This is a genomic window from Novipirellula caenicola (assembly GCF_039545035.1).
GTDB classification, from domain to species: domain Bacteria; phylum Planctomycetota; class Planctomycetia; order Pirellulales; family Pirellulaceae; genus Novipirellula; species Novipirellula caenicola.
The window spans coordinates 248909-271273 of the sequence record NZ_BAABRO010000007.1 but is presented as its reverse complement, the minus strand read 5'-3'; the positions used below and the strand labels follow the sequence as shown (position 1 = coordinate 271273).

The following is a 22365-nucleotide window of genomic DNA, read 5'->3' as shown; positions in this document are numbered from 1 at the left end:
GGACGGAGCTAAATTCGTTTGGTGCGTGCCGGTCAGAAATCGGTCAAAATCGGCCCTACTGCGAGCCAACGCGTTCCCTTTGATCGCAGCGGCAGTCGCGAAGACTTTCGTTCATCAATGTCCGACGAGGAAACGCTTCACGGTTTGTTGATTTAGTGAAGTTTCCTGCGGCAGGGGTCGTATGTTGGACTTCCTAGGCCATCAATGATGTATTGGACGGACGAGGAAGTCCGTCGTACGACTAAACCGACGAGCCGTTCACGGCTTGTTGATTTAATGAAGTTTCCTGCGGCAAGGGGTGTATGATGAACTTTCTAGTGCGTCAATGGCGCATTCGACGGACTAGGAAGTCCATCGTACGAATAAAACAACAAGCCGTTCACGAGTTTCGCTACGGGAAAGCTCGAACCTAGGCGGCGTCTTTCCAATGCGCGGTTAACCACGTCGCTGGCCGCGTCGACTTGAACACACTTGCCTGATACCCCGCAATCGCTTGGTCCGGCAGCGGATAACCGTGAAATGCCAACACACGCATTTCGGACGGCTGATAAGGCTCGCGAATCAGGTTCATTGGGAACAACGGACGACAACTGCGTTTGAAGCTGCACACCCACTGCTCGGGCCAAAACGCCAGATCATCCAAAAGCGTTCGGCTGACGTATTGCTGTTCAATACGGAACGACTGCAGTACCTCGGCCTGATGATCGCAAAAGTGCTGGTAGACTCGCAAGTGACGCTCGGGATGAAAGCGAAACACCGACGTATTGCCGACTTTGCCATCCCGTCCGGGGATCCAAGCGCGACGCTTCTCGAGCCAATCGTGGATTACACAAAATTTGCCGGGCTCGAACGTAAAGAAATCATCAAGCGGGCCAGTCAAAACCACATCGAGATCGAGGAACAGCGTGTCGCCCTCGAGTCCCGCCAAGCCAGGCTGAAACAAGCCGACTTTACGCCACGTCTCGCCTCCTTTGCGAGCATCAAAGGCGTTCTCGTCAAACGGCGTGACTGGCAGCGGGTGGATCTCGACCTGCGGGTCGATCCCCTCGGAATTTTCGGTCAAACAGAGAAATCGGAACGGCAGGTTCAAGTGTTTTTTAATGCCGTGAAGCAAGCGATTGACATACTCGCTGCCATACTTTGTCCCCCACTTGATGCAGACAATATTCGCTTGCATAACCAATTTCCTTGGGTCCGGTGTGATTCGATCTCAACCTCTGTTAGCTACGAAAAATTTCGAAGTGGGGGAAGATGAATCCGCACAATGCAACGTAGAAATTCCCTGGGATTGCTGCGTCTTGGGTTCTCAATCGCCGCGGTGGATGTTGCTAAGATAGACAAACGCGTGAGTTCCCTTTCGAACGCTCCTCAACCCCACCGAAAAATCCTAGACATGAAAATCCGAAGCCGAATAGCCTTGCTCATGTTTTTGTTGACCACCTCACTTTCGCTGCCCGTCGCGTCGTATGGCGACGAAGGCATGTACTTGTTCAATGATTTGCCCGTTGAAACGCTGAAACAGAAACACAATTTTGAGCCCGATTCGCAATGGGCGGACCACCTTCGTTTGTCGTCGGTGCGATTCAACAGCGGAGGATCGGGATCGTTTATCTCAAGCGACGGCTTGGTGCTAACCAACCATCACGTCGCCAGTGATACGCTGCACAAACTTAGCACCCCTGAATTGAACCTGATCGAAGACGGCTATTTGGCCAAGACACTCGATCAAGAATTGAAGGCACCCGATCTGGAACTGAATCAACTGGTGTCGATCGAGGACGTGACCCAACGGGTCAACGATGCCGTCAAGCCCGGCGCATCCAGCGACGATGCTCTAAAACAACGACGTGGTGTGATCTCGACGATCGAAGAAGAATCGTTCGAAAAGACCGGATTGCGAAGTGACGTGGTGACGCTGTTTGGCGGAGCCAAGTACCACCTGTACCGCTACAAAAAATACACCGACGTTCGTCTCGTCTGGGCGCCGGAAACGAAAGCGGCCTTCTTTGGCGGCGACGCGGACAATTTTGAATACCCACGCTATAATCTCGACGCCACAATCATGCGGGTTTATGAGGACGGCAAACCTGCGAAACTCGACAACTTCTTGCGATGGAGCTCGGAACCACTGCAAGAGGGCGAGCTGGTTTTCGTCAGCGGCAATCCGGGACGCACGCAGCGTATTTTCACGGTCGCAGCTCTCAAATTCCTGCGTGACGACCGATTACCCTACGTGCTCGATTTCCTTCGCCGCAAAGAAATTCTAATGCAGCAGTTTGGGCTCGAAGGCACCGAACAGGCTCGCCGTGCACGCGATGAATTGTTTGGGATCCAAAACGCTCGCAAAGCCTACACCGGGATGTTGGCAGGCCTACAAGATCCGCAAACCTTTGTTACCAAACAGGCCCGCGAAGAAAAACTGCTAAGTGAACTGCAAGACAACCAGGCCAACAAAGAACTGGCGGCAGCGTGGACGGAAATTGCAGAGATCCAAGACGACAAACGTGAAATGCTGAAGCAAACCGTCAGCCTGCGAAGCACGCTGTTTGACACGGCAATGCAGATCGTGTTGCTCACCGCCGAAGACCTCAAACCCAATGATCAACGGCTACATGAATTCACCGACGCATCGCGGGACTCAAAGCTGCAATCGCTGCTGAGCGAGGCCCCCATCTACGAAGACCTCGAACAAGTCAAACTGACCGACGAGCTTTCACGTTTGACCGTTCTGCGTGGCGCCGATGATCCGTTGATCCAAGAAATCCTGGACGGCAAAGGACCTCGTGAACGCGCTGCTGCACTTATCGAAGGCACGAAGCTTGTTGACGTCGCGTTTCGTAAACAATTGATCGAAGCAGGGAACGAGGCTGTCGAAGAGTCAAACGATCCGATGATTCAATTGGCAAGAAAGCTCGAAGCGGAATATCGCCGCATTCGTGAACGCAACGAACAAATCGAAGAGCGAGAACGCCAAGCCTATGCGCAAGTGACCCAGGCGGTCACGCAAATTGAAGGGACCGGCGGCTACCCCGACGCAACCTTCACGCTGCGTTTGGCATTCGGGACGGTCAAAGGCTACATCGAAGATGGCAAACACATCGATCCAACCACCAATTTCGCCGGAGCCTACCAACATGCCGAAGCTCACAAAGGGCAGGACGATTTCGATCTTCCCGAATCATGGATGAACGCCAAGAGCGAGGTTGACTTGCAGACACAGCTGAACTTTGTTTGCACCGCCGACATCATTGGCGGCAATAGTGGTTCACCGGTTGTCAACCGCGATGGCGAACTGGTGGGCTTGATCTTTGACGGCAATATCCAAAGTTTGACCAGCGATTATCTCTACAGCGACGAACAGGCACGAGCGGTGAGTGTTTCGGGAGTGGGGATTATCGAAGCCTTGCGTTCGATCTACAACGCCCAGTCGCTGGCCGATTCGATCGGCAAATAGTCGCTTTTGCTCCGCGAAAGTTGCAAAAAAATGGTCGATGCTCGTTCTCAGGCTCCTGCCTGGGAACGCACTGCTTGCCAGGCTCCTGCCTCGTCTTTGCTCACTCAACCGACGGGGAGCCGGCCACTTACTAGGGCTGCAGGCAGGATCGCAACACCGTGAACGATGTTCTGGTAGCGACCTTCGCCAGAAGGGGGTGATTCGCATCGAACGCTAACAATCCACGCTCTGGCGAGCGTAGCTACGACGCGCGAATGCAGTAACTCAGCTCAAAAACCGTTGACTGCGTTGGCAGCAGCCTGGGCCCCCGTGGTGGCGTTGAACGTGCAAAATCCGCTCAAGCCTGCTTCATTTCGATCGCCGGGTCATTGGGTTCGTCGCCGTCGTTGTGCTCGTCGCCGTCTTCTGCTTCTTCAGCCTCTTCGACACTTTCACGAAGCTCTTCGCTCGAGGTCCAATAGAAGACGGTGCCAATCGTAGCCATCGCGACTTTGACGATCTCAAACACCAGTGCCACCAGCGTGCCCGATGCCGATGTAGGGTTGGCAGGCACGATTCGGTACAGCCATTCGATGGTCGCTTCGTAGACGCCCAAGCCCGCCGGCGTGATCGGCATCGCCGCGGCTAGCATCCCAATTGGGACGATCACAAAGTGCTCGATCAAGGTCGGCGGATCCGAATAGAGTCCGCATGCGATTAAATACATGCTGAGGATCATCGACGCGTGGACGCCCAAACTCATCACGATCGAGACCAAGAACGCGATCGGGTGAGCATGAAACATCCGCAGCGGAGGTCCGATCTTGGCCACCACCGGGCCGACGATCGCAAGCTGACTGCCCCAGCGAACCAACCGGTCGACGCCTTTGCCGCCAAAGACCAATCCGCACAGCACGACCGTGCCGACGGTCGTCAGGATTGCGGTGGCCGCCTTGATCTGCTGCATCTGCTCGCGATCAATCTCCGTCGATTGACTCGGCTGGACCAACATCAACCCAAACGCCACAAGCAACAGCAGCCCGAACAAGCCAACCCCGCGATCGACAAACACCGACGCGACCGCTTCGATTCGCTTCCCGGGACGCTGCTTCGCTAGAAAGATGGCCTTGAACAGGTCGCCGCCCACGCTGCCCGCCGAAACAAAATTCAGCAGAAATCCGATCGAGCCGAGCCGAAACGCCTCGACCATCGACAGTGCGATCCCTTGGCAACGCACCAGCAAGCACCAACGTGCGAACGAAAGGCTCAATCCGATCATCGCCACCGCCAACGCGCAGGCCAACAATCGGTAATCTTTGGGCTGAGCCGATAACTGAGCCCAATCAATGTGATTCGCCAGCCAAGCGATAATCGCCACCGGAATGGCAAATTTTAGAGCGAGCGTCGCGGCTTTTTTCCATGTCATATGCATCGAAGCAAGATAATTGCCAGCGCCCGACTCTCCAAGCCGTCTTCAAAATGCCCCCGGCCTACCCCGTAGTGGACGAGGCAACGAATCCCCCGTCTTCCGTAGTGGACGAGGCAACGAGTCCCTTGAATACACCCCACCAAGCAAACTCGCCCACAACACCTCTTCCACCGCGCTAAAATGGAACAGCGACAACCTCGCTACGCCACATCGCCAAGATTGAGCCGTTTTCCGTACCGCCGCATCACCTGCGATTTCAGATCCTGGAAATCCTCCGCGTCGAGTTCCGGGTCCTCTTCGATGATCGTCTGGGCCAGCTCCCTTGCGACTCGCAGAATTTCGATATCGCGCCGCGGATCGGCGATTCGCAGTGGTGCCATCCCACTCTGTCTCCGCCCCAGCAGATCGCCGGGTCCGCGTAATTGAAAGTCGGCTTCGGCAAGTTCAAATCCATCGTTCGTTTTCTCAAACAAACTCAGCCGCTCGTTCTCACTCGGTGGCTGGTCTCCATCCGAAAAAACGCACACGTGCCCGACATGCGAACCGCGTGATACACGTCCTCGCAATTGGTGCAATTGAGCCAGCCCAAACCGCTCGGCACCAAGGATTGTCATCACGGTCGCATTGGGCACATCGATCCCGACTTCGATCACTGTCGTGCTGACCAACACATCGATCTCGCCCGCTGCAAACTCCTGCATCGTCGCCATCTTTTCATCTGCGGTCATGCGGCCGTGCAACAATCCGATATGGAAATCGGACAATACACCTTTGCGAAGATCATCAAAGACCGTTTGCACCGACGAAACGTCTTCGCTCTCGTCTTCATCCGCATCCTCTTCCTCGGACTTCGTGCTCGGGACCACACGCGGAGCCACCACAAACGCCTGTCGTCCTTCGTTCAATCGGTCGCGGACAAACGCCCACCAGCGATCCTTCCATCCATCGTGCGCTAGATACGTATTGACGTCCGCTCGACCGGGTGGTTTTTCTCGCAGCGTGCTCAGTTCCACATCGCCAAACAACGTCATCGCCATCGAACGAGGAATCGGAGTCGCGGACATCACCAAGTAATGAGGATCCACACCGCCGCTTCGCAGCGTCACACGTTGACCGACACCAAACTTGTGTTGTTCGTCGATCACGCATAACCCCAGCTTGCTAAATTGAATGTCGCCGTACAGCAGGGCTTGAGTGCCGACCAAAAGATCAATTTCGCCCGAGGCTACCGCTTTGATCGTCGCAGTCCGCTCCGCACGGCTGATCGACCCACACAGTAATCCGATACGGACGCGGCTGTCGGCAAGGATCTTGCATAAGGTCTGGTAATGTTGTCGGGCCAGCACTTCGGTCGGAGCCATCATCACGGATTGATGCCCATTGGCGACCGCCAACATCATGGCATACACCGCGACCACGGTTTTGCCACTGCCCACGTCTCCTTGCAGCATACGGTTCATCGGGAACTGACACGCCATATCCTGGCTGACTTCTTTGATCGCTTGGCGTTGATCGTTGGTCAGCTCAAAGGGGAACCGATTCAATATTCGCGAATCGATCACGGAGGTCGGCGACAGCGGTGGTGATTGCAGATCACTGGTCAATTTGCGTCGACGCATCGCCAGAGCCAATTGCATCACAAACAACTCTTGAAACACCAAACGAAGTCGCGCAGCCTGCAGCGAAGCTTCGTTGTCCGGTTGGTGCAATTGCCGAACTGCGGTTTGGATGTCGAACAGAGGCCCCTCGATTTCGATGCCAGCCGCTCGCAGCGCATCGGCAGCATCACCGCGTAGACGCTCGGGCATCACCTCGTGAATTTCGTCGCCAAGAAGCTCCAACACGTTGCCGACCAAGTGGCGAAGTTCGTTCTGTTTGACGCCTTCGGTCAACGCGTAGGTCGCCAAGATTTTGGGTTCGGGGTAATTGTCTTGTTCATCCAGCATCGTGAGCTGCGGATGCACAAACTCCATCCGCAGGCCACTCAGTTTCGGCACGCCCGAGATCACGACACGTTGGCCAAATTTGATTTGGTCCGCTCGATAGGGTTGGTTGAAGAACAGGATGCGGACGGCGCCCGTTTCATTTTCAACGATCGCTCCGAACACCGACTTGCCCGGCGACCGGGAAGCCAATTCCGCGTCCGTGATTGTCCCAATCAGCGAAGCCTGTTCGCCTTCACGAAGTTTGTCGACCGATCGAGGAGGAGCGGGCCGTTCGTAATCGCGAGGAAAGAAGAACAACACATCTTGCGCCGTCCGCAGCCCCAGCTTTGCGTATTTTTCCGCACGAAACGCCCCCACCCCCGGCAAAAACCGGACCGGCGTCGTCATCGTGACAGGCGGAGTTTGTTCTTGGTCCATCGTGGCAATCAGCAAAAAGCAGCAAACAAGAGACGGGACAACTTGGACACACACAGCGGCCCGCCCCACTCAACCCATGATAACGAAGCGGAATTGCCGCAAGGCAAAATCGTCGCTGGGCAAGCCATTTCCATCGCGGCGGCCGTGATCGAAGGCCATGATCGAAGTCTATCCAATCATCCCCCTCGGTAACAACCGACGCGCCGCAGCACTCCAGCGTCTTGGCACTCCAACGTCTTAGCCCCCAAAGCCGTAGCACCCCCAGCACCGCTGTCGAGAGAAGCCTACCGGAAAGGTTTGGTTCCGTATCCCCACCCCATCCCTTTCCGTATCCCCACTCACCCGCGGACACCTAACCTACATGTTGACGAGGATGGAAAGGTGCGGGATGGAAATCCCCTCACAAATTGCCAAAGTCGACATTCATGGATTTTCTTTCACAAAGCGGCTCTGCCCAGGCATCTTTGCAACGATTTTCGACGAATACCTTTCGGTAACAGCAAATGCAAACAATCGCTGAACTCGCCGTCGGTGCCGTCGCCGCGATCCAATTCCTGATCGCGGGGATCGAGTTATTTCTATGGAAGAACGAACGCGTTTACACGCGGTTAAAAAGCCTAAACCTCAGTGAAGACGAAGCGAAAAAGATCGCTCCGATTGTTGCAAACGCAGGCCTATATAACGCGTTCATTGGCGCTGGATTGGTATGGGGGCTCAGGAGTTCTGAATGTGAGACTTCTCTCAAACTATTTTTCCTAGCTTGCGTCGCGACTGCGGGAATCTTCGGAGCAGCAACCTTGAGTAAGAACACCTTGTTTTTGCAGACACTTCCAGCGCTGGTCGCGGGTGGTTTGACCTGGATCGCCATTACAACCTGAGGTTTTACAATGCCAATCGTCACCTATGGAACAAGTAATGAAGAAGGTTTTGAACTAACGGAGAGCAACAATTTAATTGCAGTTCGCACGCGGACACATCAATCTCTGAGATCAAAATCCACCGTCGCTGATCCAGTGGAAGAGAATTTAGAAGGTTGTGAATTAGTGATGCAATTTCCCGAAGCGGGAGTCGAAGTCTACCGTGTCCCAAAGGGAGAGAAGAAACCAGCAATGCAGGGACGCAAACGAGCATTGCGGCAACACGAGGACGTTCGATTTGCAGGTGGAGTTCTGATTGACAAAGACGCCCACGAACCAGTGATCTACACAGAGAACCTGTTCATCAAGTTTACGGACGATCAACAAGACTCCGATTGTGAACGAATCATTCGCGAGTCCAATCTGATCATCAAAGAAAAACTCGGCTTTGCGGTCAACAGCTACTTCGTTCAAGCTACCGAGGGAACGGGGCAACGTGTCTTTGATATGGCACTCGAACTGTTGGCACGTCCCGAAGTAGAGTATTGCCACCCTGAACTAATCCGGCCAAGAGCAAGAAAAACGATTGGTTCGCAGCAATGGCACTTAGGGCCAATCACTCTCGACGGAATCTCGATTAGCAATCACGCACATGTGCTTAGTGCCCATGAGATGACTCGTGGCCAGGACGTGACGATCGCAATTATCGATGATGGGTTTGATATTGATCACCCCGAGTTCTCGCGGCCAGGCAAGATTACTGCCCCCTTTGATGCGGTGACCCAATCTTCGGATCCGCGTCCTAAAGACCCATACCTTGATACACCCGATGACCACGGAACGGCGTGTGCTGGTGTGGCATGTGCAAGCGGAGTCGATGGTGCAATTGGGGTAGCCCCTGAGTCCCAATTGATGCCGATTCGTTTGATGGCCAACCTCGGTTCGATGGCAGAAGCCAAAGCCTTTCAATGGGCGACCGACCATGGTGCAGACGTTATTTCGTGCAGTCGGGGCCCCGAAGACGGACCTTGGTACGCTCCCAATGACCCACGACACGACCGCGTTCACCGATTGCCCGCCAGCACCCGGATGGCTATCGACTATGCCTTGTCCAGTGGGCGTGGCGGCATCGGCACCGCCGTATTGTTCGCGGCTGGCAACGGAAACGAGAGCGTCGAAAACGATGGATATGCGAGCTACGAGAGAGTCCTCGCAGTCGCTGCGTGCAACGATCGTGGCACGCGGAGTGTCTACAGTGACTATGGTCCTTCAATTTGGTGCTGTTTTCCCAGCAGCGATTTTGAGTTCGTTGAAGAACAGCATCCGGCGCCGATTACTCCCGGAATCTGGACCACGGATCGATCCGGTAGCAAGGGCTATAACTGGGGCGTTAGTCACGCAGGCGATGCCGCCGGCAACTACACCAATTCGTTCGGCGGCACGTCCAGCGCATGCCCTGGAGTTGCTGGGGTTGTGGCATTGATGTTGTCGGTGAATCCCGATCTGACGCCGATCGAAATCAAGGATTTGTTACGTCGTTCCTGCGACCGAGTGGATCCCGAAGGCGGCCAGTACAATGCCGATGGACACAGCGAGTCTTATGGCTATGGACGAGTCAACGCCCGTCGAGCGGTCGAAATGGCAATCCCTACGGTGACACCTCGACTGAAAGTGATCCGCGACGTTTACGTCCCCATCCCTGATCGTGGATCCGCAAATGTCAAGATGGACATTGAAGACGCGGGAATCATCGAATCAATCGATGTGCTCTTTGAAATCGAACACAGCTACGTGAGTGATCTGGTTGTTTCTCTAAAACCGCCACGCGGGACTGGGGCAAAGGTTGTTTTACATGATCGCGAAGCAGTAGCGACCGCAGGAATCTGGAGGCTTTGTCGCATGCAAGCCACTCCTGGCTTGAGTCGCTACTCCGGCAAAAAGTGCCATGGCACGTGGACCCTGGAAGTCGAGGATCAAGCCGCTCGCGATGTAGGCACGATCATCCGCTTCGGCCTACTGATCACGCTTCAACCTTCGGAACAACAATCGAATGGGCTGGCACGACATTCAAAAAGGAATGGGGCAAGCATGTCGCGACGTCCCGCCTCTTTCGCTCGATTTCACCGAACGAACTTCACCCCAAGAATTCAATGAGTAGCTTTACTCCCCAAAGTCGCCTTCTCTCCACTTAGGAATCAAAATCATGCTTTTAAGAAAAGCTCTGTTCTTCTCAATTGCGTCATGCATTGTGATGACACAAAGTGCGTTTGGTAATTCGGCGAGCCCTTTTCCGGTTGAAGTAACGCAACCGTCCGGCGAAAAGATACAGCTATATGTTCGCGGCAATGAGAAGCTGAATTGGTACGAGTACGTACCCGAGGCACTTGATGTGCGACGCGATGCGGCACTCAGTCCTGCCGATGCCAAGCAGGCTTCAACACCAGGGTTCACCGTCGTGAGGGATGCCGATGGACGTTACGTCTACGCTCAACTTGATGCCAACTCGAACTGGGCCCCGAGCGATACCATCGTGGGGATCGATGCACCGCCAAACGTTCAGCGGCGTTTGATTCCTCCCCCCGAGAACGTGCAACGCGTGATTCGCTCCCGGTTGCCGGAACAGAACATTCCCTCTCGTGCCGCCGCCCCTCAGGGAACGGTTAAAAACTTGGTTGTCTTGTTGCGATTTAAAGATCACGCAAACCGACCACTACCAACCCAGGCGGAGTACGACCAACTCTTCAATGCGCAGTCACCAGTATCCGGGATTGCTCCCACCGGCAGCGTCAAAATGTTTTATAACGAGAACTCGTATGGAAAAATGAATCTCGAGTCCACCGTGATTGACTGGGTGACGCTACCTAAAACGGAAGCCTATTACGCCAACGGACAAAGCGGGCTTTCTTCACGTACCTGGGAAGCACTCCGCGATGGACTTAAAATCATTAGTGCCAGCGGGACTGTCAATTTTGCTGACTTCGACAATGAAAATGGCGGTTCAGGCGATGGTTGGATCGATGCCATCACTTTCGTGCATTCCGGGTATGCCGCTGAGTTTGGCGGCGTTGCTGGAGGTGCCGACAAAGAAGATCGGATCTGGTCCCATCGCTGGGCGATGTCTCCCTGGAGCGATTCGGCATCGGGAGTAAAGGTTAGCGACTACAACATCAACCCAGGAATCTGGAGCACTAGTGGAAATGCGATTGGCCGAATCGGTGTCATCTGCCACGAACTCGGGCACTTCTTTGGTTTGCCCGATTTGTACGACTATAGCGGAAAAGGAGAGGGCTGTGGTTCTTGGTGCTTGATGGCAAACAGTTGGGGTTTTGACGGTAGCCAGTATCGTCCGCCACATATGTCGGCGTGGTGTAAAGTTTCGCTCAGTTGGAACACCGCGCAACCGATCTCCAATGCTGGCACATACAAGTTGAAATCCACGGCGACACCGGGAGCGACAATCTATCGAATTGATTACCCCGGTGGTTCCAGCAACGAGTATCTGCTTATCGAGAATCGGCAAGCAGTCGGTGCATACGAAAGCGGCATTCCAGCGGGAGCAGGGGGCAAGGGCGGCCTAGCAATCTGGCATATCGACGATTCAATGCCGGAAAATGACCACCCAGGATTCCCGGGTTCACCCGGCTTCCCCGGAGAACATTATAAAGTCGGACTGATTCAGGCGGATGGACTTTGGGAGTTGGAAAAAGGATTGAATCGTGGGAATGCGAACGATGTTTTCCGCAAGGGAAATAATGACTCGCTGACCGACTCGACCAATCCCAATTCAGATTCGTATACCGGGATTAAGCTCCCTCCAATTACCAATATTTCGGATTCCAGTCCCGAAATGTCATTTCAGTATGGGAGCGAAAATAACGCCCCCGATGGCGGCGAGAGCACCAATACATTGCTGGCTGGCCTATTGCGAACTGAAGTGCCAACCAGCAACGTCGTCAACTTCAGTGATGACGGAAAGGCAGCAACCATCATACTCGATCGGCTGCAGAGTTCTTCGGATAGAGATTCCGTCGACGTTCAACACGCGACGTTCGTACTTCCACTGAAAGACGCTTCGAACGCGTCAACTGTGAAGATTATCATTCGTGGCTATTTCAACACGGACGATGGTTCAGTCGGGCACGTACTGCTTGCCGCCAGTGGCACAACAGCGCTCATTGATCCGAAAGCCAATCCAATGTCGCAAAGTTCAAAACCACTAGCGTCAAATGCTCAACGTGCTCAGCACATCGCGAGAAAAGCGAACATCGCAAGCGATCGTCGCGACGTCAATCGGAAACCTTCGAGCGAGGCGGATCTCGACTTCATGTACGAGATGTCGACAAAGATCAACTCAGAAGATCGCCTACCCATCACTATCATATTGCGGACCGAGCGACTTAAAAAGGATTCCGTAGGCGCCCTACTCTCGATTGATTCGATCGATCTCGAGATCCAACCTTAATTACAGTGCTTGCGATCGCAACAAGTACCACAGCGTAGCGTGGAGTATCAATCGTTCTTCATTCTGCTAGAGCATGTAAGTTCGGTCAAAACGCCTCTGTTGCGCTGTAGTACTCGGCAATAGTGAAGACCAATCAATCCATCAATACCAACGAGGTTAGCCATGCGGTGTCTATCAATCTTCACGATTCTTGCCGTAGCCATTTCCACAACACTTTCGGCACAAACAACATACCTGGACCAAGGCTGGAGCGACGAGCAACGACACGAATTCTACTTCACTCCGCAAGGCTCGCAATTGATTCCTTACCAATGGTTTCTTGCCTTGGAACAGGTCGATTCCGATGTGCCGTTTCGTGACGCAGCGAATCTGCGTCGTTATGGACTACTGCCAAGCGAGCCCACCGAGCGAAACCCCGATGGGCTGCCCATCGGGTTTGTACGCGACGGCGTGGTTGCCACCGAATCCACTCGCGTCGCCGAACCCTCATCCACCGCTCGATCACTCGCAAAAGCGGCGACGCGTTTTGAAATCAAAAAGGCTTATCTGGGCGTCAATTTCGACAAAAAACTCTATCCCAAAGAGCGAGAAACTTGGTTCGGCCTTACCTGCGCCGCCTGTCACACCCACGAAATTGAATACGGCGGAAAGACGATTCGCATCGATGGGGGCTCGATGCAAGCGGACATTGAATCCTTCCTCGCCGACCTTGGCAAAGCCCTACAAGCCACCCACACCGATCCCGAAAAACTCGCGAGGTTCGCATCCCGAATTGGCCGTGCTCAGCCCGACATGCCTGAGTTTAAAGACGAAGTCAAACAGATTGCCGATGCGGTCAATCGTTTGGTCGAGCGCAACAGGGCAAAGCATCCGTATGGCTTTGCTCGTCTCGATGCGTTTGGCGCCATCCTCAATGCGGTATGCGAGACGGCGTTGAACGAGCCAGCGAACCGGCGAGAGTCCAATGCGCCGGTCAGCTTTCCCTCGCTTTGGAATACACCCGAGATGGGTTATGTCCAGTGGGGAGCCTCTGCCGATTTCCCCGAAGCCCGAAACGTCGGTGAAGTGCTGGGCGTCTTCGCGTCATTCACCGTGGCTCCCGGCGAACAACCGTTCGACTCCACCGTGCGACTGAAAAACCTAATCAAGCTGGAACACGAACTGATCAAGAAGTTACGGGCACCGGATTGGCCCGAAGCTGTGTTTGGCAAGCTTGACGACGATAAAGTCAAGCTTGGACAACAGTTGTTCGCAAAGAATTGTCAATCGTGTCACTCGCTTCGCGATCCGTCCGGTGAGTTTGCTCGCAACAGCGTGGGCAAAATTCCGATTCGCTCAAACACTTTGACGGAAGTGCAAACCGATCCTCAATTTTTGCGGAATCTCGCCCCTACCAATCTAGCCAAGACGGGTAACTTTAAGCAATTGTTCGCGGGCGAGGCACAAATTCCACGCACCCAAATGTTAAGCGTCGTTGTCGGGGGGATCATGAAGCAACGAGCGGAAGCAGAGCAAGTGGATCTCCGCGAGTTTCTTCCGAAACCACAGGATCCTCCCAATCCCAATGGTGCCGGATACATCGCGCGGCCACTCGAAGGCATCTGGGCCACCGCTCCCTATTTCCATAATGGCTCGGTCCCCAATCTCTATGAAACACTACTGCCAGCCGATCAACGCAGCAAGTTGTTTTGGGTCGGAACTCGAAAGTTTGATCCGGTAAAGGTTGGCTTTGTCACCGAGCAATCAAACATCGGTTCCGAATTCAAAGTGCTCGACGAAGACAACCACCCGATCCCCGGCAACTCCAATGCCGGCCACGAAGGTCACGGCGCAGGCCCCGAAGAAGGGTTCACGCAAACCTTCGAAAACGGCGAATGGCGTGACTTCACCGACGATGAGCGTTACGCATTGGTTGAGTATATGAAATCCTTGTCTAGCAACCCCAACAAAGATGATACTCCGGACGAGATTGCCGATTGGGAAGCGATCCCCGATGGGGAAGCCGAGCGGATCGCTAACATCGTCAACCTGACCGCACAACAAATGCGAGTGCGATACCCGGAAGATAAACGGATGCTGCGAGGGGTTCACCCGAAGGACCACGGCTGCGTCACGGCAAAATTCGAAGTCCTGTCCGACATGCCGCCAAAGTATGCGGTCGGCGTCTTCCAACCCGGTGCCAGCTATGATGCATTCATTCGCTTCTCCAATGCAGCGGTCCGAGTCGAGTCCGATTCCACCCGCCACGAGTCCGGCACGCCGGTCCATGGAAGCCGAGGCATGGCAATCAAGCTGATCGGTGTGGAAGGCGAACCGCTGATGCCATTGCACGGCGGGCTGACACAAGACTTTGTGATGGTCAACCAGCCGGCATTTGCATTTGCCAATGTCGAAGACTACGAACTACTCAGCCAAGTGCTGCTGGACAACAACGATTCCGGAGCGAAGTTTTTCGTGGAGCGACTGACTAACGGCACTCCCGAACAAAAGCTGCGGGCGCAGCGAACCAAGGTGATCGTGGGGCGGATCGCGGCAAATGAAGTCAATGGGGATCAAGGCGCGTTTGAGCCGCCTCCGGCTAGCCCGGTCGACAATTCATACTTTAGTGCGGCTCCGTTCTTGCTTGGCCAGCGGCAAGTGATGAAGTTTCGCGCTTCTCCGGTCGCCCGTAGCCAGGATCCGCCGAACGTGGATGATCCCAACTATCTCCGCACCGCGTTGATCAAGCGACTCGAGAAAAAGGACGTTATTTTCGACTTTGCGATTCAAGTGCGTGAACCATCCCAGATCGACATCGCAACCGATATCGAAAATGCGTCAACCGAATGGCCCGATCAGTACGTGACCGTTGCAAGAATCACGATTCCGAAGCAGGACTTCGATTCACCCGAGCAGCGAGTGAAGTGCGAGCGATTGTTCTTCACTCCCTGGCACGGCATCCAAGAGCATCGTCCTCTTGGTGGAATCAATCGCTTGAGAAAAGCGGTCTACGAGGCCTCCACAAGAGACCGTAACCTCCCCAAAGAACCCAGCAGTGCCCGCTGATTCAGCGGCACCTCATACAGAAACCTTCGACCGTCCATCATTGGGTCATCCTGACTTGACATCGTTACCAAAACGTCGATTGAAACCAAGGTCTCACGTTCAGTATCCCGGATTCCACAACTAGCAACAACCGTCAGATGACAATCGACCTGCGTGGTGCTCTAAGCATCTGCGACACCTGGTTCGCTGGTTGCTCTTCGGACGCGGCTTCGAGGATCTTGCTTAAGACGCTCTAGAGCTGGTTGTAGATCCTCTGAAAACTCTAGTTTAGCGTTCGTCCATTTCGTGATTGCCTCTGCTGTAACGCGGCGAACTTCTGGTTCAACGTGCGCCGCGAGACGTGAAAGGTGGTTCGACCACTGTGAAAGAAGAGTTTTTCGCCAAAGATCTGTCGGCTTGGAGTTTTTCCAAAGGTGCAAGTTTTTTTGCTGAATAACACGTCGTGGAAGATATACACCGAATCGACAGGACTTTTCGTTTGTGCAGTGGTAAACACGGCTTCCAAATGGCCGACAAGCACCAATGCCAGATTTTCGTCATCGGGCGTTTGGATCGAAATCAATGTCAAAAGTAGCCGATTGATACGTGCCGAGAATTCCGCTCTCTCTGCGATCCCCACCGTAGGTAACCACTCTAGGACAGATTGGAATTGCCCACGAAAAGTTGACAGTGGACCGGAAGATGTCAGACTTCTCTGACAGGAGATCCAATTCATGGACAAACGTCGAACATTCAGCCGAGAATTTAAATTGGCTGCCGTTAAGAAAGTGATTGAACAGGGACTTTCGTATGCCGCGGTCGCCAAAGACTTACGCGTCGGTGAAAACTTGGTTCGCAAATGGAAGAAGTCTTTTGATGAAGATGGGACTTTCCAAGTCGAAGGCATCGGCAGTCAATCCATCCAGCCGAGCTGAAACGACTCCGTGAAGAGAACCGACAGCTCAATATGGAACGCGACATTTTAAAAAAGTGACGGCGTTCTTTGCCAAAGAAAACAGTTGAGGCTCACGTTCATTGACAAGCATCGCGATCAGTGGCCGATCGCGGTGCTTTGCCGAACTCTCGAAGTGACGCGCGCCGCCTACTATCAGTTTGTCGGTCGCGATGTCACCACGACGGAGAAGAAAGAAACGCAAATCACACAAGCCATCAAGAGGGTTCAATTGGAAAGGCATCACGATGCATACGGAAGTCCAAGAATGCAACGCGAACTATTGAAACGAGGATTCCAGTGCAGCCGAAACACTGTCGCCAAGTACATGCACAAGGCAGGAATTCAAGCAAATCGCCGTACCAAATTCAGAATTTCGACCACTGATTCCAATCACCATGAACCCATCGCCAACAATCTTCTTGAGCAAAAGTTTTCAGCGGAAACCATCGATTAAGTCTGGCTCACTGACATCACCTACATTCCCACGAAAGAAGGATTCAGCTACTTGTGCGTTTTCATCGACTTGCATTCACGCAAAGTTGTCGGCTGGAAAACAAGTCGTAACATCGACTCTGAATTGGTGGTGAGCGCACTTACTCAAGCGTCGGTGCTTCGTTCACCGGCGGCAGGCCTGATCGTTCATAGCGATCGCGGCTCCCAATACGCCAGCGAGCACTTCCGCAGCAGATGGACTGCCCATGGACTTATTCAGAGCATGAGTCGTCGCGGCAACTGTTACGACAATGCCCCGATGGAATCGTTCTTCAAAAGCTACAAGACAGAAGAGGCCCAACAAATCTACGACACACACGAACAGGCCACACGCGGCGTGTCCAATTACATCGAAGTTTTTATAACCCTCTTCGCTTGCACTCCTCACTTGGCTATCAGAGTCCCATCGACTTCGAGCAAGCCGTCAGAAAACCGTTACTCGTCGGTGAATCCTGATCCACAGGACGCACCTTTTACCTTCCCGCTAAGACCGGTCCACTGTCAACTTTTCGAAAGCAATTCCAAGAAAGCGAACGCTTTGGTGCGTGCAACTGTCGGCACGCGCAAAAAAAAAGCGGCCCCCGATCCCGCGGTGCCGCTTTCAAAGACAACTAAGCGTCGTTTACGGAGTAAGCGAATGCCACATATCTAAGCGATCCAACTCGCAATGCTTTGACATTTTCTACGGCAACCAACTGGTTAACAATCATCCGACCGGTTGGTTAAAAGTCAAACTATTTCGGCAGGCGGATTACACTTAAGTCACCAAAGGATTTTTCCTGTCCACCGTTGAGACTTTTTACTAACGTTGAGAGGTCTAAATCTTGGCCAAAGGTGTTCTTGATGAACTTTTTCAGGTCGCCAATAGACGTCGGAAATCCGATGCTGTCCTCTGTGTCCAGAGCCCATATCAAGCCTTCATATTTATCAGCCGGAATAAGGATTTGCTTAGAGTTACTCTTCTCTGCAGTACCCGCCGGCACAGCTCCAACCGTTTTGTTCACATGGATCGGTTTTTTGGGCTCAAAGTTTTCATCAAGTAGTTGCACGGTCACGACGCCTTTGCCAGTGCCTGAAATCCCGCTCTTTCGAGTCGACATATTAATGTTGATTTCGTATGTATCCCCTTTCTTCTCGACCTTAACCGTTCCCTTAACTCGCGTACTACCCTTTGTCTTTTGCTTGCTATACTCTTCTGCGGCCACCGATTGACAAAGTAATCCAACTAAACCGACTAAGCAGAACACGTTTGTTTTACGCATCATCAGACAACTTTCCTTCTGTGGGTGAAAATAGAAAACATCACAACAAGATACCCCGCGACAGAGCTGCATGCAACTACCACCTGCGGTGTTTTTTCTTTTTTTGTCGTGTTAAGTTGGGTGCGGCCTAAAAAACGATGGTTTGAGCATTCGTATCATTCGTTAATGATCCCGATTCAGTTCATTGCAATGCTTATTCTGGTTTGCCGCTGTCTGCTCTTGATACTGCTGTTCCGTTTCACCACGTTGCTGCCGGTTTCACCTAGAGGTGCTTGTCGCGATCCCGCCCAGACCGCCGTGGACGGCCACTGCATCCATCGGAGGTTCCTTAGTCGCGTCCATCGTCTTTTTCAGGCTGGTTTTCTCGCGTCATTGCCGCGATGCATTGCCGTTCTCCGGATTGCTCTTTCTTCCGTCTGCAATGCTGAACCCGGAATCTGGACAGGGCAGCGTTTCGTGATTCTCTGCTTTCGCTGTTTCAAGCGATCACGGCCTGCTTCGTGCCGCTGTTTCATTTGCTCCGCTTTTTTTAGGTAGCGTTTTCGCGCATCCGCGATGCGCTCTTTTTGCGTATCTCTAGTCTGTGCAATCTCTTTGGCTTCGGCATCACGTTGCTGTCGACGCATTTCCGCTTTGTCCGAGTCTTGGTGGAGTATCATTTCCTCACGCCCGGCTTTCTCGCTAATGACAAGATTGAACAACCGAGACAACTTTCCACCTCGCTGCTCAGTACTTTGCCAATCGAAAACTCGAATGGCATTTGCGACAGAACCTCGGATACTCTTCTCGTTGTGGTTGAACGCGCCGCGCTCCGAAAATTGGTGATTGTAAAGCTGCTCCCAGTACTGGTGATAAGATTTGCGAATCCGGGTCTTGGCTTCTCGCACCACGGTTCTGGTTTCGGCTTCGATGCGGCGGATACGTTCATCATGGCACCATCGCAATTTTTCGCGATGGTCATTGGCCGTTTCTTCAAAGCGGCTTTTCACCTTCTCGATCTCTCTTTGGTCCGAAAGCATCCGATTGGCTTCATCATTGGGGATCTCCCCTGATTCAGCCGCTTTTTCTAGCTCGTAGAGATGACGGGCTTTTTTCTTCACCGGTGCCGGCTTCTCGCCGGCGTCACGACCTTGCCAGTTTTAGTAACGCCTGCGGACAACGGGTTCGCCGTGGACCAGGGTTTCGTGTTCCCAAGCGAACCGAGAGAGTTTCTATTTCTCATCGCTGTTGTCCTTCAAGCGTCCATCGTCGCCGATTAGGTTCACAATGATGTGACAGTGCGGATTGTTGCCTGTTGTGTCGTTGTGAGCAATCACGATGGCTTGGTGCTTGTCCGCGCCGATCGCTTTCAATGCACCGCGTGCAGCGGTCATCATTCCGTCTCGATCGAGATTCTGGTTTGCAGCTTCGTCTGCACCCCAGCGTCTCGAAAGCTTGCACCGGCGTTATCGGTTCCGCGTTTTCACGTTTCCACGCACGCTCTTTCTTCCATCGATAGTACGTCCCTCGCGGTACGCCGAGGTGACGCAGTGAATCATTCACTCGCATCTGACATCTCTCCTTGGCCAGCTCCACTTCCGCGATCACGCGTAGCTGCAACTCAGGCGGCAACTGCGCGTAATCCTCGATTCCTATAGCGTTTTTTTAATTCGAGATTCTCGGCGGTGATCTCCGCGATCACCGACCGAAGTCGATTCTGCTCTTGCCCGTGAGGATCTGGAGCAAGCAGATCCTCCTTGTTACCACGCCGCTTTCCAAAGACGGCATCCGCGCCACTGATGAGCTGTTTCTTTCAACTGTAGTACTGCGTCGGATTAATGCCCTCAACACGGCATAGTTCTGAGATTTCCGTACCAGCCAGCACGATTCGCATTTTGTCCGCCGCGGGCCATTGGCGACGTTTTTTGATTGACTCATTTAAGCACTCCAGGGGTGAGAGAGCCTGTCAATCATAACTTACCGAATGTCTCATTTCCGCTGAAGCACTACAGTCTTTCTCGCTGGCGAGATCGAGATCGATCCAATGCCAAGCTGCGTCAATCCATGCTCAAAGAGTTCAGCACGTACGAAGCGGACTTTGGGGACGCCCGCGGCCAAGAGTCGGCCAAACGAGCCATGACACTGGCGGAAGCTGGAACTCACAACCTCATTAGGTTGGCCCGCCAGGCAGCGGAGAACCAGAGGACATGTCAAAAGAGCGATCCGACGATATTACCGCCTGTGAAAATCGTTTCCCAGACAGTTTTTCGCCGCTTCGGGCTTCGGCACCGGCAGCAATTTGACGGATTCCTTCGAATTGACGGATTGTCCAACTTCAGTTTCGTAAAGATGTCGCGAACCCTTGGCCGTGTAGGGATCTGTGCCATTCGGCCCATTGATCGAGACTAAGTTCAACGAATCGCTTATTGCACATTGGCTGAAAAAATATCACCACAGTAATTAATTGATTCGAGTGTCCCAAGGAACGAAATTAAATCGACTTTTTCATTCTCAGTCAGATTCAATGGTTTTAAGATCGTCTCTTCGTGGTGGCCAGGGGGGAGTGCTTTCTCAAACGTCGAATAGTGATTAACGACATCAGCAAGCGAACTAAATACTCCGTTGTGCATGTATGGTCCCGTGCGAGTGACATCCCGCAAGCTCGGCGTCTTAAACTGCCCCCACAACTGTCCCGATTTCTTGACTCTTGGGCGTTCTGACCTTCCTCTCTCTGCTGCGTACCTCGTCCAGGAGCCAAACTCTGAATCAAGCAAAACCTCAACACCACTGAACCTTCCTGAGTCGAGCGGATCAGCTACGGATTTTGGCGGTACCCTCACGTTATGAAATTCCATATCAGTGAAAAGTGGGCCGTTATGGCAAAGAACACAATTGGCTTTTCCGAAGAATAGTTTAAGTCCTCGAACCTCGCTGTCGGTCAGTATACTCTCACCATCTGGGTCAACGGTATTGTCGGTGGCTCGCAACTGTGCAACAAATCTATCAAATCTTGATGTTCCTGAATTCAAAGTGCTCTGAAAAGCTGCCAGCGCCTTGCCAACATCTGCATAAAACTTGGCAAGCCTATTCTCATCGCAATTCACTGGCGGTAGCCGGACACCGAAAACGTCAAAATAGGTTTTCGCATAGTCGCCTGTGTGAAATCGACGAAGAACATCTCGGCGAGTGAAACCATGTTCCAATGGGTGCTCGATTGGCTTCACAGATTGCGCCCACAAAACGTCGGAACTACCATCCCAGGCATACCAACGATTGTGAGAAACATTTAATACAGTCGGAGCATTCCGAAATGTCGGCGAAAGCCCCTTCGCCGTGGACTCACGAGTTGTGAATCCAAAAACTGGATTGTGGCAAGTTGCACATGACACCTTTGAGTTGTTTGAAAACCCTTGGTCAAAAAACAATTGACGCCCCAGGTCGACAGCTTCGACCCTATCGCAGAATTCGTTGGTTCTATCATGCGGCACTGGCGGAATTGGTGACAACTGGATGAGCATCGTGAAAAGGTCGTCGTCGACGACTTTGAGTTCTTCACGAGCCAAAGGAAATGATTCGGGGCGGTTGCATCCGAACAGCAATTGAATAGCGACTAGAAGTGTAGCATACTGTGACTTCACAGATTGATGGCCCATTGGCTGCGTTCCGTAACTGCATTTGCCGTAACGTCGACATGCACTTGCCACTCACCCGGCATGTGAAAAACCATCCCCTTCACGGTGACCATTCCGCCCTTCAGAATTGCGATTTCAGGCTCATAGTTCATGCCATGATTGTGAGCGGGCATGACGGCTTCGCAATTTACTGTGAATTCATCATCAACTGGGAATCGCCCAGACTTCTCCTCCAAGATGAACGAGAATGAAAACGGCTTGTTAATGACGATGTGCTCTTCAAGAACATCAAGTTCACTAAGCACATAGGCCTCGCCGTTACTAGTCACTTCGTTTGGGAACGAAGCTGGTGTCGCAGTAACACTTTCAATCACTATGCCACTTCCGTCGAGAGCGGGTTCGCTCTTCTGGCATCCTGAGCAAACTAATAGCAGTGAAGCAAATACACATAAGCTGAAATCTAATAAATGTCGCATC

12 protein-coding genes and 2 pseudogenes are annotated in these 22365 nt (G+C 53.0%); 6 read left to right on the top strand and 8 right to left on the bottom strand.

What is annotated here, in order from left to right; genetic code table 11:
* Positions 1–409: 409 nt before the first annotated feature.
* Positions 410–1177, bottom strand: coding sequence for a hypothetical protein (locus tag ABEA92_RS16045; protein WP_345684861.1), 768 nt, complete (start codon positions 1175–1177; stop codon positions 410–412).
* A gap of 246 nt (positions 1178–1423) precedes the next feature.
* Between ABEA92_RS16045 and ABEA92_RS16040 the strand changes: the two genes are divergently transcribed.
* On the top strand, positions 1424–3454 hold the full coding sequence (locus ABEA92_RS16040) for a S46 family peptidase (RefSeq protein WP_345684860.1): 2031 nt from the start codon (positions 1424–1426) through the stop codon (positions 3452–3454).
* Positions 3455–3791: 337 nt separating this feature from the next.
* On the opposite strand, the gene ABEA92_RS16035 is transcribed toward ABEA92_RS16040, so the two are convergent.
* A complete protein-coding gene (locus ABEA92_RS16035) occupies positions 3792–4859 on the bottom strand; it encodes a lysylphosphatidylglycerol synthase transmembrane domain-containing protein (RefSeq protein ID WP_345684859.1) in 1068 nt (355 codons plus the stop codon).
* 203 nt (positions 4860–5062) lie between these two features.
* The gene (gene recG, locus ABEA92_RS16030; RefSeq protein WP_345684858.1) at positions 5063–7225 is read right to left on the bottom strand and encodes an ATP-dependent DNA helicase RecG; all 2163 of its coding nucleotides are present in this window, start codon (positions 7223–7225) and stop codon (positions 5063–5065) included.
* A gap of 503 nt (positions 7226–7728) precedes the next feature.
* Here recG and ABEA92_RS16025 point away from each other — a divergent pair.
* The 5 genes and pseudogenes from ABEA92_RS16025 to ABEA92_RS16005 all read left to right on the top strand — a co-directional run bounded on the left by ABEA92_RS16025 (position 7729) and on the right by ABEA92_RS16005 (position 17471).
* Positions 7729–8103 (top strand): DUF1304 domain-containing protein, encoded by a 375-nt coding sequence (locus ABEA92_RS16025; RefSeq protein WP_345684857.1) that lies wholly within the window; start codon positions 7729–7731, stop codon positions 8101–8103.
* Positions 8104–8112: 9 nt separating this feature from the next.
* Positions 8113–10236 carry a S8 family serine peptidase gene (locus tag ABEA92_RS16020; RefSeq protein WP_345684856.1) on the top strand — a complete coding sequence of 708 codons (2124 nt, stop codon included), beginning with the start codon at positions 8113–8115 and terminating at the stop codon, positions 10234–10236.
* Positions 10237–10669: 433 nt separating this feature from the next.
* Entirely contained in the window at positions 10670–12544 is a 1875-nt protein-coding gene (locus ABEA92_RS16015; protein WP_345684855.1) for a M6 family metalloprotease domain-containing protein, read from the top strand.
* 162 nt (positions 12545–12706) lie between these two features.
* Positions 12707–15589, top strand: a complete 2883-nt coding sequence (locus tag ABEA92_RS16010; protein ID WP_345684854.1) for a di-heme-cytochrome C peroxidase — start codon at positions 12707–12709, stop codon at positions 15587–15589.
* A gap of 713 nt (positions 15590–16302) precedes the next feature.
* Positions 16303–17471 (top strand): annotated as a pseudogene (locus tag ABEA92_RS16005) (IS3 family transposase).
* Between the two features lie 278 nt (positions 17472–17749).
* Here ABEA92_RS16005 and ABEA92_RS16000 read toward each other — a convergent pair.
* The 5 genes and pseudogenes from ABEA92_RS16000 to ABEA92_RS15980 form a co-directional block, all read right to left on the bottom strand.
* Positions 17750–18280: a hypothetical protein gene (locus tag ABEA92_RS16000; protein WP_345684853.1), complete on the bottom strand. Its 531-nt coding sequence runs from the start codon at positions 18278–18280 to the stop codon at positions 17750–17752.
* Between the two features lie 347 nt (positions 18281–18627).
* The gene (locus tag ABEA92_RS15995) at positions 18628–19377 is read right to left on the bottom strand and encodes a hypothetical protein (protein WP_345684852.1); all 750 of its coding nucleotides are present in this window, start codon (positions 19375–19377) and stop codon (positions 18628–18630) included.
* A 111-nt stretch (positions 19378–19488) separates the two neighbouring features.
* Positions 19489–19665: pseudogene (locus tag ABEA92_RS15990) on the bottom strand (relaxase/mobilization nuclease domain-containing protein); the annotation flags it as partial.
* Positions 19666–20679: 1014 nt separating this feature from the next.
* Positions 20680–21909 (bottom strand): cytochrome-c peroxidase, encoded by a 1230-nt coding sequence (locus ABEA92_RS15985; RefSeq protein WP_345684851.1) that lies wholly within the window; start codon positions 21907–21909, stop codon positions 20680–20682.
* The gene (locus ABEA92_RS15980; RefSeq protein WP_345684850.1) at positions 21891–22364 is read right to left on the bottom strand and encodes a hypothetical protein; all 474 of its coding nucleotides are present in this window, start codon (positions 22362–22364) and stop codon (positions 21891–21893) included. The genes ABEA92_RS15985 and ABEA92_RS15980 overlap by 19 nt, the downstream gene beginning before the upstream one ends.
* Position 22365: the final 1 nt, after the last annotated feature.

Coding starts and splice junctions, on each gene's coding strand:
- ABEA92_RS16045 (WP_345684861.1), bottom strand. CDS start 1,177: ATGCAAGCGAATATTGTCTGCATCAAGTGGGGGACAAAGTATGGCAGC.
- ABEA92_RS16040 (WP_345684860.1), top strand. CDS start 1,424: ATGTTTTTGTTGACCACCTCACTTTCGCTGCCCGTCGCGTCGTATGGC.
- ABEA92_RS16035 (WP_345684859.1), bottom strand. CDS start 4,859: ATGACATGGAAAAAAGCCGCGACGCTCGCTCTAAAATTTGCCATTCCG.
- recG (WP_345684858.1), bottom strand. CDS start 7,225: ATGGACCAAGAACAAACTCCGCCTGTCACGATGACGACGCCGGTCCGG.
- ABEA92_RS16025 (WP_345684857.1), top strand. CDS start 7,729: ATGCAAACAATCGCTGAACTCGCCGTCGGTGCCGTCGCCGCGATCCAA.
- ABEA92_RS16020 (WP_345684856.1), top strand. CDS start 8,113: ATGCCAATCGTCACCTATGGAACAAGTAATGAAGAAGGTTTTGAACTA.
- ABEA92_RS16010 (WP_345684854.1), top strand. CDS start 12,707: ATGCGGTGTCTATCAATCTTCACGATTCTTGCCGTAGCCATTTCCACA.
- ABEA92_RS16000 (WP_345684853.1), bottom strand. CDS start 18,280: ATGATGCGTAAAACAAACGTGTTCTGCTTAGTCGGTTTAGTTGGATTA.
- ABEA92_RS15985 (WP_345684851.1), bottom strand. CDS start 21,909: ATGGGCCATCAATCTGTGAAGTCACAGTATGCTACACTTCTAGTCGCT.
- ABEA92_RS15980 (WP_345684850.1), bottom strand. CDS start 22,364: ATGCGACATTTATTAGATTTCAGCTTATGTGTATTTGCTTCACTGCTA.